Annotated in this window: 2 protein-coding genes; both read left to right on the top strand. The window is 63.0% G+C overall.

Annotated elements, in window-relative coordinates:
* The first annotated feature begins 153 nt into the window (after positions 1 to 153).
* Positions 154 to 9648, top strand: coding sequence for an amino acid adenylation domain-containing protein (locus HX869_RS31690; RefSeq protein ID WP_372864977.1), 9495 nt, complete (start codon positions 154 to 156; stop codon positions 9646 to 9648).
* Positions 9648 to 13480: non-ribosomal peptide synthetase (locus HX869_RS00005; protein WP_178902564.1), on the top strand; the 3833-nt coding region annotated here is incomplete at its 3' end. The genes HX869_RS31690 and HX869_RS00005, both read left to right, overlap by 1 nt.

Here is a 13480-nt window from a genome sequence, read left to right as displayed (position 1 = left end):
GACCCGCAACGGCGCATCGGGGAATTGCCGCTGCTGGACGCGACCGAGCAACAGCACAACATCGCCCAGTGGAACCCCGGCCCGCGCAGCTTCCCAAGCGACACCTGCGCCCATCAACTGATCGCCGAGCAGGCCCGTCAACGGCCTGACGCCGTGGCCCTGCGTTGCAACGGCCAGACCCTGACCTACGCCGAACTGAATGCCCAGGCCAACCGCCGTGCGCATCAGTTGATCGCTCACGGCGTGGGGCCGGACGTGCTGGTGGGCCTGGCCGCGGAGCGGGGTATCGAGATGATCGTCGGGCTGCTGGCGATCCTCAAGGCCGGCGGCGCCTATGTGCCGCTCGACCCAACCTACCCGCAGGACCGCCTGGCCTACATGATGCAAGACAGCGGCATCCAGCTGCTGCTGGCCCAGGCGTCGCTGACCGGTCAATTACCGGTGCCTGACGGCGTGAAAACCCTGCTGCTGGATACCGACGTCAGCGCCTTTGCCGACAGCGACCCGCAAGTCGTCGTGGATCCTTCGAACCTCGCCTACGTGATCTACACCTCCGGTTCCACCGGCAACCCCAAAGGCACCTTGCTTGCGCACCACAACATCCTGCGTCTGTTCGCGGCCACTGAACCGTGGTTCGGTTTCGGCCCGCAGGACGTCTGGAGCCTGTTTCATTCCTATGCTTTCGACTTCTCGGTCTGGGAAATTTTCGGCGCACTGCTGCACGGTGGCGAGCTGCTGATCGTGCCGTACGACGTCAGCCGCTCGCCCCAGGAATTCCTCGACCTGTTGTGCGACGCGGGCGTCACGGTGCTCAACCAGACGCCGTCGGCGTTCAAACAGTTGATGCACGTGGCTTGTGCCGACTCACGGGCCAATGCCCTGCGCTACGTGGTATTCGGCGGCGAGGCGCTGGACGTCAAGAGCCTGCGCCCATGGTTCGAACGGTTTGGCGACAGCGCGCCACAGCTGATCAACATGTACGGCATCACCGAAACCACGGTGCACGTCACCTACCGTCCGTTGTCGGTGGCTGATCTCGAGCTGGACGCCAGCAGCCCGATTGGCGAACCGATAGCCGACCTGTCGTGGTACCTGCTCGACGGTGAACTGAACCCGGTGGCCAAAGGCTGCATCGGTGAGCTGTATGTTGGCCGTGCCGGCCTGGCCCGGGGCTACCTGAAGCGTGGCGACCTGACGGCACTGCGTTTTATTCCCGACCCGTTCGGCGAAAGCGGTGCGCGGTTGTACCGCACCGGTGACCTGGCGCAATACCGCAGCGACGGGGTGATCGAGTACATCGGCCGGATTGACCATCAGGTGAAAATCCGTGGCTTCCGTATCGAACTGGGTGAAATTGAAGCGCGCCTGAACGCCCTGGCGGCGGTGCGCGAAGCCGTGGTCTTGGCCCAGGAAGGGCTGAACGGCCAGCAATTGGTGGCTTACGTGATCCCGGCGCAAGGCGCCGAGGATGCAGGCGCCCTCAAGGCGCAGTTGAAAGCGGACCTGCCGGACTACATGGTACCGACGCACCTGCTGTTCCTGAATGAATGGCCACTGACCGCCAACGGCAAGCTCGACCGCAAGGCCCTGCCGCAGCCGGACGCAAGCCAGGTACAGCACGAATACGTGGCGCCGCAAAGCGCGCTGGAACAGCAAATCGCAACTGTCTGGCAAGACGTGCTGAAACTGGAGCGGGTTGGCCTCACCGACAACTTCTTCGAACTGGGTGGCCATTCATTGCTGGCTACGCAGATGGTGTCGCGCATCCGCCAACACCTCGGCATGAACCTGCAACTGCGCAAGCTGTTCGAAAACGCCAGCCTCAAGGCTTGCGTGGCTGCGCTTGAGCCAATCCAGGCGGCGATGCCTGCGCGCATTCCAAGGGTGCCGCGTGATCAACCGTTGCCCCTGTCCTACGCCCAGCAGCGCCAGTGGTTCCTTTGGCAAATGGAGCCCTCCAGTGCGGCGTACCACATCCCTGCGGCGCTACGGATTCATGGCCACCTGGATTTGAAGGCGTTGCAACGCAGCTTAAGCGCACTGGTGCAGCGTCACGAGAGTTTGCGCACGACCTTTGTCCAGAAGGACGAGCGTGCGTTCCAGGTTATCCATGCCGAGTCCGGTCCGCTGCTGACGCCGCAGTTTCTCGACCTGACCTCGGCCAACCAGGCCGAGCAGATCCAGGCGTTTGTTCGCGATCAGATCAGCCGGCCGTTCGACCTGCAGAACGGTCCGCTGCTGCGGGTCGGGCTGCTGCAGGTGGCCGCCGATGAACAGGTGCTGGTGCTGACCCAGCATCACATCGTCTCCGATGGCTGGTCGATGCAGGTGCTGGTGCAGGAACTGATTGAGCGTTATGCCGCCTATAGCCAGGGTGGATCGGTTGAACCGGTGGAGTTACCGATCCAGTATGCCGATTACGCGGTGTGGCAACGCCAATGGATGGACGCCGGTGAGCGTGAGCGGCAGCTGGCTTACTGGACCAACGTCCTCGGCGCTGAACAGCCATTGCTGGAGCTGCCTGCGGACCGTCCGCGACCGGCACGCCAGAGCTTTGCCGGCGCCCGTCTGGCCGTCCAGTTACCGCAGGCATTGGGCCAACAGCTGCGGCAACTGGCCCTGGGTGAAGGTTGCAGCCTGTTCATGCTGTTGCTGGCTTCGTTCCAGGGCCTGCTGCACCGTTACAGCGGCCAGTCGGACATCCGCGTGGGCGTACCGATTGCCAACCGCAACCGGGTCGAGACCGAAGGCCTGATCGGGTTCTTCGTCAATACCCAGGTGCTCAAGGCTGAAGTCGATCCGCAGCAGCGCTTCAGCGAACTGCTGCAACAGGTCAAGACGGCGGCACTGGGCGCCGAGGCGCATCAGGACCTACCGTTCGAGCAATTGGTCGAAGCCTTGCGCCCTGAGCGCAACCTGAGCCATAGCCCGTTGTTCCAGGTGTTGTACAACCACCAGAGCGCCGGCCGCCAAGCCATCCCGCAACTGCCGGGGCTGGTGATCAAGGCCCAGGAGTGGGAAAGCCGTACCGCCCAGTTCGACTTGACCCTCGACACCCTGGACGCCGACGGCGAGCTCAGTGCAACCCTCACTTACGCCACCGACCTGTTCGACGCAAGCACTGCACAGCGTATGGCCGCTCACTGGCTGAACCTGCTGCAAGGTATCGTCGCCGACCCGCAACGGCGCATCGGGGAATTGCCGCTGCTGGACGCGACCGAGCAACAGCACAACATCGCCCAGTGGAACCCCGGCCCGCGCAGCTTCCCAAGCGACACCTGCGCCCATCAACTGATCGCCGAGCAGGCCCGTCAACGGCCTGACGCCGTGGCCCTGCGTTGCAACGGCCAGACGCTGACCTACGCTGAACTGAATGCTCAGGCCAACCGCCGTGCGCATCAGTTGATCGCTCACGGCGTGGGGCCGGACGTGCTGGTGGGCCTGGCCGCGGAGCGGGGTATCGAGATGATCGTCGGCCTGCTGGCGATCCTCAAGGCCGGCGGCGCCTATGTGCCGCTCGACCCAACCTACCCGCAGGACCGCCTGGCCTACATGATGCAAGACAGCGGCATCCAGCTGCTGCTGGCCCAGGCGTCGCTGGCCGGTCAATTACCGGTGCCTGACGGCGTGAAAACCCTGCTGCTGGATACCGACGTCAGCGCCTTTGCCGACAGCGACCCGCAAGTCGTCGTGGATCCTTCGAACCTCGCCTACGTGATCTACACCTCCGGTTCCACCGGCAACCCCAAAGGCACCTTGCTCGCGCACCACAATATCCTGCGTCTGTTCGCGGCCACTGAACCGTGGTTCGGCTTCGGCCCGCAGGACGTCTGGAGCCTGTTTCATTCCTATGCTTTCGACTTCTCGGTCTGGGAAATTTTCGGCGCACTGCTGCACGGTGGCGAACTGCTGATCGTGCCGTACGACGTCAGCCGCTCGCCCCAGGAATTCCTCGACCTGTTGTGCGACGCGGGCGTCACAGTGCTCAACCAGACGCCGTCGGCGTTCAAGCAGTTGATGCACGTGGCTTGTACCGACTCCCGGGCCAATGCCCTGCGCTACGTGGTATTCGGCGGCGAGGCGCTGGACGTCAAGAGCCTGCGCCCATGGTTCGAACGGTTTGGCGACAGCGCGCCACAGCTGATCAACATGTACGGCATCACCGAAACCACGGTGCACGTCACCTACCGTCCGCTGTCGGTGGCTGATCTTGAGCTGGACGCCAGCAGCCCGATTGGCGAACCGATAGCCGACCTGTCGTGGTACCTGCTCGACGGTGAACTGAACCCGGTGGCCAAAGGCTGCATCGGTGAGCTGTATGTTGGCCGCGCCGGCCTGGCCCGGGGCTACCTGAAGCGTGGAGACCTGACGGCACTGCGTTTTATTCCCGACCCGTTCGGCGAAAGCGGTGCGCGGTTGTACCGCACCGGTGACCTGGCGCAATACCGCAGCGACGGGGTGATCGAGTACATCGGCCGGATTGACCATCAGGTGAAAATCCGTGGCTTCCGTATCGAACTGGGTGAAATTGAAGCGCGCCTGAACGCCCTGGCGGCGGTGCGCGAAGCCGTGGTCTTGGCCCAGGAAGGGCTGAACGGCCAGCAATTGGTGGCTTACGTGATCCCGGCGCAAGGTGCCGAGGATGCAGGCGCCCTCAAGGCGCAGTTGAAAGCGGACCTGCCGGACTACATGGTACCGACGCACCTGCTGTTCCTGAATGAATGGCCACTGACCGCCAACGGCAAGCTCGACCGCAAGGCCCTGCCGCAGCCGGACGCAAGCCAGGTACAGCACGAATACGTGGCGCCGCAAAGCGCGCTGGAACAGCAAATCGCAACCGTCTGGCAAGACGTGCTGAAACTGGAGCGGGTTGGTCTCACCGACAACTTCTTCGAACTGGGTGGCGACTCGATTATCTCGATTCAAGTGGTCAGCCGCGCCCGGCAGTCCGGCATCCGCTTTAGTCCAAAAGACCTGTTCCAGCACCAGACGGTGCAGGCATTGGCGACTGTCGCGCAGACCGGTGACCCGGTGCAGGTAATCGATCAGGCTGCGGTGCAGGGCCCGGCGTTGCTGCTGCCGATTCAACAGGCTTACTTTGCCGACACCATCCCGCAGCGTCACCACTACAACCAGTCGGTGCTGCTGCAACCGGCCCGTGCGCTGCAAGCGGCGCTGGTGGAGCAAGCATTGCAGGCGCTGGTGCTGCATCACGATGCGTTGCGGGTGATGTTCAACGAAAGCGCCGAAGGCTGGAGTGCCAGCCATCGCGACGCATCGATGCGCAATGATCTGTTATGGGTGCGCCCGGTGGCCGATGCTGGCGCGCTGGAAGTGCTGGCCAATCAAGCCCAGCGCAGCCTGAACCTGCAAACCGGACCCTTGCTGCGCGCCGTGTTGGCGACCCTGGACGATGGCACCCAGCGGCTGTTGCTGGTGATCCATCACCTGGCGGTGGACGGTGTGTCGTGGCGGATTCTGTTCGACGACCTGCAAACGGCCTACAACCAATTGCTCGCCGGGCAAGCCTTGCAATTGCCGGCCAAGACCAGCTCGGTCAAGACGTTTGCCGAACAGTTGCAAGCGCATGCACGCAGCGCGCAATTGCAGCAGCAGTTGGCCTACTGGCAGGCGCAACTGCAGGGTGCGCCGGCTGACCTGCCGTGCCTCAACCCCGAGGCGAGCCCACAGAACGGCCAGGCCGTCACTGTTCATACGCGCCTGGACAAACACCTGACGCGGCAACTGCTGCAGGAAGCGCCAGCCGCCTATCGCACTCAGGTCAACGACCTGTTGCTGACCGCCCTGGCGCGGGTGGTCTGCCGTTGGACCGGGCATGCAAGTACCTTGATCCAGCTTGAAGGCCATGGTCGCGAAGAGTTGTTTGCCAACATCGACCTGACGCGCACCGTGGGGTGGTTCACCAGTATGTTCCCGGTCCAGTTGTCGCCGGCGGCGGCACTCGGGGACTCGATCAAGTCGATCAAGCAAGGGTTGCGATTGATCCCGGACAAGGGGGTGGGTTTCGGCGCGCTGCGCTTCCTCGGTGACGAGGCCAGCCGGTCAGCCTTGCAAGCGCTGCCGGTGCCGCGCATTACCTTCAACTACCTGGGGCAGTTCGACGCCAGCTTCGATAAGGAACAGGGCGCGTTGTTCAGCCCGGCCAGCGAAAGCGCCGGTGAAGAGCAAAGCGCGATGGCGCCCCTGGGCAATTGGCTGAGCCTCAACGGGCGGGTATTTGATGGCGCACTGAGCCTGGGCTGGACGTTCAGCCACCAACAGTTCGAGCAGGCCACCATCCAGCAACTGGCCGACGATTATGCCGTGGAACTGGCTCTGTTGATCGGTCATTGCTGCGATCCTGCAAACCATGGCATGACGCCTTCCGACTTCCCGCTGGCCAGCTTTACCCAACCGCAGCTCGATAACCTGGGCCTCGCCGCCCGTTCGGTGGATGACATCTACCCGCTGGCGCCGATGCAGCAGGGCATGCTGTTCCACAGCTTGTACGAACACGGCAGCGGTCAGTACATCAATCAGATGTGCCTGGACATCGACGGTCTCGACCCACAGCGTTTCGAAGATGCCTGGCAGGCGGCGGTCGACGCCCATGACATTTTGCGCAGCAGTTTCATCTGGGAAGGCAGCGAGCAACCGGTGCAGGTGGTGCATAAACAGGTGCGCGTACCCTTCACCGCGCTGGATTGGAGCACACGCACGGATGCCCCGCAGGCCCTCGTCGAGTTGGCGTCCAGCGAGCGCGACCAGGGTTTCGACTTCGCCCTCGCGCCGCTGCTGCGGCTGGTGCTGGTCAAGACCGCTGAACAGCGTTATCACCTGATTTATACCCATCACCACATTCTGATGGACGGCTGGAGCAACTCGCAGCTGCTGGGCGAGGTGTTGCAACGTTACGATGGCCAGGTGCTGCCGCGCCCGGCGGGCCGCTATCGTGACTACATCGCCTGGCTGCAAGGGCGTGATGCCAAGGCCAGTGAAACGTTCTGGCGTGCGCAACTGCACGCGCTCGACGCGCCGACGCGCCTCGCCGAAAACCGTTTCGCCGCGCCGCAGCCGGCTGTCGAAACCAGCCATGCCAGCCTGTATCACTCACTGTCCCAACAGCAGACCCAGCGCCTGGGCGAATTCGCCCGCCAGCAAAAGGTCACCCTCAATACCGTGGTCCAGGCGGCCTGGTTGCTGCTCCTGCAACATTACACCGGGCATGACACGGTGGCCTTCGGCGCCACGGTGTCCGGACGCCCCGGCGAACTCAAAGGCGTCGAACAGCAGATAGGCCTGTTCATCAATACCTTGCCGGTGATTGCCAGCCCCCGGCCGGAACAATCGGTCACCAGCCTGCTGCAACAGCTTCAGGCCCGCAACGTTGCGTTGCGCGAGCATGAACACACGCCGCTGTTCGAGATTCAGCGCTGGGCCGGGCAGGGCGGTGAAGGCCTGTTCGACACGCTGCTGGTGTTCGAAAACTACCCGCTGGCCGAGGCCCTGCAAGCGCAGGCACCGTCAGGCCTGAGCTTCGGCACGGTGGGTAATCAGGAACAGACTAATTTCCCGTTGACCCTGGCCGTTAATCTCAATGAGACCCTGAGCCTGCACTTCACTTATGCCCATGCTGCGTTCCATACACATACAATCCAGCGCCTGGCTGAGCAGGTGGAGCACGTGCTCGCACAGATGGTGAGCCTGGCCGCCGACCGTAGCCTGGGCGATATCGACCTGGTTGGCGCGGCGACGCGCACCGTGCTGTTGCGCGACTGGAATGCCACGGCAGTGCCGGCCACCGACCGACGCCACGTTCATCAATGGTTCGAGTCCCAGGCTCGACGCACGCCTGATGCGCCGGCCCTGTTGGCCGATCAAGCGTCGCTGACCTATGCCCAGCTCAACCTGCGCGCCAATCGCCTGGCTCATGCGTTGATCGAGCGGGGTGTAGGCCCGGACGTGTTGGTGGGGCTGTGCATGCCGCGCAGCGTGCAGATGGTCGTCGGGCTACTGGCGATCCTCAAGGCCGGTGGTGCCTATGTACCGCTGGACCCCGCTTATCCACAGGATCGCTTGATGTACATGGTCGAGGACAGCGGCATTGCCTTGCTGTTGACCGAAACCAGCGTACAGCCGTACTTCGCCGACGTGGCCGTGGACTGCCTGCTGCTGGACGCACTGCCCGAGCGGTTCGATGGCTACGGCGAGCATGAGCCTTCGGTAACCGTCGACAGCCAGAACCTCGCCTATGTGATCTATACCTCCGGTTCCACCGGGAAACCCAAAGGCGTGACGATTCGCCATGGCGCCCTGAGCAACCATATGGAATGGATGCAGGGTTGCCTGAAGCTGGATCACAGTGACCGTGTCCTGCAGAAGACCGCCATCAGTTTCGACGCCTCGGTGTGGGAGTTCTGGTTGCCACTGATGAGCGGCGCGCAACTGGTATTGGCCGCGCCGCAATTGAACCTGGACTTGACCACCTTGTGGGTCGAGGTGCAGCGTTGGGGGATCAGTGTGCTGCAAATGGCGCCATCGTTGCTGCAGGCGCTGTTGCCGCTGGCGACCCGTGAACACCTGGCCTCCTTGCGCCTGCTGCTGTGCGGCGGTGAAGCGCTGAGTGCGCACCTTTCCCGCCAGGTCCTGGGCCTCTTCGATGGCGAGCTGCGCAATCTTTATGGCCCCACGGAGGCCACGATTGATACCAGCAGCCATGCCGTGGCGGCCACTGTCGAAGACGACGGGCGAATCATCGCCATCGGTCGTCCGATCAACAACGTACGCACCTATGTGCTGGACGGCGCCTTGCAGCCTTGCGCCGTGGGGGCGATTGGCGAGTTGTACATCGGTGGTGAATCCCTGGCCCGTGGTTATCACCAGCGTCCAGGGCTGACCGCCGAGCGCTTCGTTCCCGATCCGTTTGGCGAGTCGGCCGCTGCACGCCTGTATCGCACCGGCGACCTGGTGCGCCACGCCGAAAATGGCGTAATCGAATACATCGGCCGGATTGACCATCAGGTGAAAATCCGTGGCCTGCGCATTGAGCTGGGTGAAATCGAAGCCCGCCTCCACGCTCAACCTGAAGTACGAGATGCGGTAGTGCTGGCTCGGGAAACGGCGACCGGCACGAGCCTGGTGGGTTGGCTTGTCAGCCAGGACAGCAGCCTGGATAGGGCGGCCGAGGCGCGCTTGAGTGAACAGCTCAAGGCGCGGCTGGCACAACAGATGCCGGACTTCATGGTGCCCACCCATCTGGTCTTCCTCGATCAACTGCCGCTTACACCCAACGGCAAACTTGACCGCAAGGCACTGCCCGCGCCGGATAACCGCGCGCTGCATTCGGCTTACCTGGCGCCGCAAAGCGATCTGGAATGCAAGGTCGCGGCCATCTGGCAAGGCGTGCTCAACGTTGAGCAGGTCGGTCTGGCGGATGATTTCTTCGAGCTGGGCGGGCATTCGCTGCTGGTGGTGAATGTGGTGTCGCGCCTGCAGCTCGAACTGGGCATGAAGTTAACGCCCCAATTGATATTCCAATTTCCGGTCCTCGGTGCGTTTGTCGCGCAACTGGAGCAGACCGGCACGTCAATGAGCACGTCAAAATTGAGCAAGCTTGAAGCGCTGCTTGATGAATTCGAGGAGGTTTGATGGACACCGCTGTCGCACAACGTATTGCCAGGCGCTTCATAACGCTGCCGCTGGAAAAACGCCGTCTTTACCTGCAGAAAATGCTCGAAGAGGACGTTTCCCCGGCGAACCTGCCGATTCCGCCTGTCAGTGCCGAGTTCGACACGTTGTCATTGTCCTTTGCCCAGGAGCGTCAATGGTTCTTGTGGCAGCTGGACCCGGAAAGCGCGGCTTATCACATGCCTACGGCCCTGCGCTTGCGCGGTCCATTGGACATTGCGGCGCTGCAACAGAGTTTCAGTGCGCTGGTCGCGCGCCATGAGAGCCTGCGTACCACCTTCGTGGTGCACGGCGAGCAAGTGGTGCAGCAAGTGCAGGAGGCTGCACCGGTAAGTCTGCAGGTGCAGCCTCTGGCCCAGGTGCCGGATGCGGCGCAACTGCGGCATTTGATCGAAGACGAGACGCGCCGGCTGTTCGACTTGCAGCAGGGGCCCTTGTTGCGTACGTGCCTGTTGCAACTGGGCGCGGATGACCATGTGCTGATTGTCACCTTGCACCACATCGTTTCCGATGGCTGGTCGATGCAGGTAATGGTCGAGGAGTTGGTCAAGGGTTACGCCGCGTTCAGTCGAGGGTTGAGCCTGGAACTGCCAGCGTTGCCGATTCAATACAGCGACTACGCCATCTGGCAGCGGCACTGGATGGAGGCCGGCGAGCGGGAGCGGCAGTTGCAATACTGGACCGCGCAACTGGGCGGCGAGCAGCCGGTGCTTGAGCTCCCGACTGACGTTGCCCGCCCGGCCGTGATGAGCTATCGCGGTGCCCGGCTGGAGTTGGATATCGACGCCGCGCTGGCCTGCGACCTCAAGCAGATGGCCCAGCGCGAAGGGGTCAGTCTGTTCATGATCCTGCTGGCCTCCTACCAGGCCTTGCTGCATCGCTACAGCGGGCAGAACGACATTCGGGTTGGCGTGCCGACCGCGAACCGTAACCGGGTGGAGACCGAGGGGTTGATCGGCTTTTTCGTCAACACCCAAGTGCTCAAGAGTGAGGTCGACAGCCAGGGCTCCTTCAGTGCCTTGCTGCAACAGGTCAAGCAGACTGCGCTGGATGCCCAGGCGCATCAGGACCTGCCGTTCGAGCAACTGGTGGAAGCCTTGCAGCCGCAACGCAACCTGAGCCACAGCCCGCTGTTTCAGGTGATGTTCAACCACCAGACCCAAGGCCCGGCGGGCGAGGGGCCGGCCGGTGAATTGAAGGTCGAGGGGCTGCGCTGGGATACCCATAGTGCACAGTTCGACTTGACCCTGGAAACCATGGAGCGCCCCGATGGCCTGTCTGCGGCGCTGATCTATGCCACGGATCTGTTCGGTGCAGACACGGTTGCGCGGATGGCCGGGCACTGGCAAAACCTGCTGCAGGCAATCGTCGCGAACCCGGCACAAAGCATCGGTGAGCTGCCGTTGCTTGACGCTGAACAGCGCCAAGCGCAGCTCGACGATTGCGTCCGCACGTCGGTAGCCACACCGCAGGCGGGTTATGTTCATCGATTGTTCGAGGCACAGGTGGCCCGCTCGCCGGAGGCGCAGGCGCTGGTCATCAATGGCCAGCGCTTGAGCTACGGGCAACTCAATACCCGGGCCAATCAGTTGGCGGTGGAGCTGCAACGTCACGGGGTGGGCGTGGGTGTGCTGGTGGGCATTGCCGTCGAACGCAGCCCGCACATGCTGATCGGGTTATTGGCAATCCTCAAGGCCGGCGGCGCCTATCTGCCTCTCGATCCCGCGTTCCCGCAGGATCGCCTCGCCTACATGATTGAGGACAGTGGCATCGACCTGTTGCTGACCCAACATTCACTGCTCAGCCAGATCCCGGTGCCTGACACGGTCACTACGCTGGTGCTGGATCAACCGGGCAATTGGCTTGACGGCCATGCCGGTGACGATCTGCCAACCCGGCTGGATCCGGAGCACCTGGCTTATGTCATCTACACGTCTGGCTCCACCGGCCAGCCGAAAGGGGTGATGGTGCGACATGGCGCCCTGACCAACTTTGTCGCAAGCATGGCCAGGGTGCCGGGCATGACCGCCCAGGATCGGGCGTTGTCACTGACCACGTTCTCGTTTGATATTTTCGGCCTGGAAATCTACGTACCCCTGATGGTCGGCGCGTGCATCGTGCTGACCGGCCAGGAGGTGGCGCAGGACCCGTACGCAGTGCTGGCCCTGATCGACGCCGAACAGGTCAACGTGGTGCAGGCGACTCCCTCGACCTGGCGCATGTTGCTCGACAATGAACAGGCCCACGTGCTCCAGGGGTGCACGTGCCTGTGCGGCGGCGAGGCGTTGCCCCAGGAACTGGCGGTGCGCATGCTTGGCCTTGGCGGTGAAGTCTGGAATCTCTATGGCCCGACGGAAACCACGGTCTGGTCGGCGTTGCACCGGCTGCGTCCGCAGGCTGCGCAACCTTGGCTGGGCGGGCCAATCGACAACACATCGCTGTACATCGTCGGTGCAGACCTGATGCCGGTGCCCTATGGTGTTGCCGGCGAATTGCTGATCGGCGGGGACGGCCTGGCGCGGGGTTACTTCCAGCGCCCGGGATTGACCGCCGAACGTTTTGTTCCCCATCCGTTTTCCAGCACCGGCGAGCGGCTTTACCGCACCGGCGACCTCGCACGTCAGCGCCCGGACGGTATCCTCGAATACCTGGGGCGGATCGACCATCAGGTGAAAATTCGCGGTTTCCGCATCGAGCTCGGGGAAATCGAAGCGCGCCTGCTGGAGCAGGACGCTGTACGTGAAGCCGCGGTACTGGCCCAGGATGCCCCGGGCGGCCAGGCGTTGGTGGCGTATGTGGTCCCCGCCGCCGAATGGCAGGGCCTGGATGCCGACGGCCAGGGTCGCCTGCGCGACAGCCTGAACGCCCGGCTCAAGGCCAACTTGCCCGACTACATGGTGCCGGCGCATATGGTGCTGTTGCCAAGGTTCCCGCTGACCCCCAATGGCAAGCTGGACCGCAGGCAACTGCCCAAGCCCGATGCCAGCCAATGGCAGAAAACCTACGTGGCTGCGCAGACACCGGTGCAGCAAGCGGTGGCGGCGATCTGGGCCGAGGTGCTCAACGTGCCGCGGGTTGGCCTGAGTGACAACTTTTTCGAGCTGGGCGGCCATTCGCTGCTGGCGACCCAAATGGTTTCGCGGATTCGCCAGCAAATGCAAGTCCAGGTGCCTTTGCGCCTGCTGTTCGCCCATAACACCCTGCAAGCATTTGTCGAGGCGATGGCCCCGGCATCGTTGACTCCTGAACAGGCCATCCCGCGCGTTGCACGCGACCAGCCGCTTGCCCTGTCATATGCCCAGCAACGGCAATGGTTTTTGTGGCAATTGGAGCCCACCAGCAGCGCCTACCATATTCCCGCGGCCCTGCGTTTGCGCGGACACCTTGACCTGGCGGCCTTGCAACAGTGTTTTGACGCCCTGGTGGCGCGTCATGAGAGCTTGCGTACCCGGTTTGTGCTGGAGAACGAGCGTCCCGTACAACGGGTCGACGCGCCGGCACCGGTGGCGATTGCGCTTGAGTCGGCGGCTGCCGGGCTGGATGACCCTGGCCTGCGCGGCTTGATTGAAACTGAAACCCGCCAACTCTTTGATCTGCAGCGTGGGCCGTTGCTGCGGGTCAAGCTGTTGCAACTGGGCGCTGAAGATCACGTGCTGATCCTGACCCAGCACCACATCGTGTCGGATGCCTGGTCGATGCGGGTCATGATCGATGAGCTGATGCAGTTATACCGCGGCTTCAGTCAAGGCCAACCGGCGGCGTTGGCGGCACTGCCGATCCAGTATGCCGATTA

Source organism: Pseudomonas sp. P7779 (genome assembly GCF_013386315.1).
Taxonomy (GTDB): domain Bacteria; phylum Pseudomonadota; class Gammaproteobacteria; order Pseudomonadales; family Pseudomonadaceae; genus Aquipseudomonas.
The sequence above is the reverse complement of the archived record's forward strand: the minus strand, read 5'-3'. Positions and strand labels throughout refer to the sequence as shown.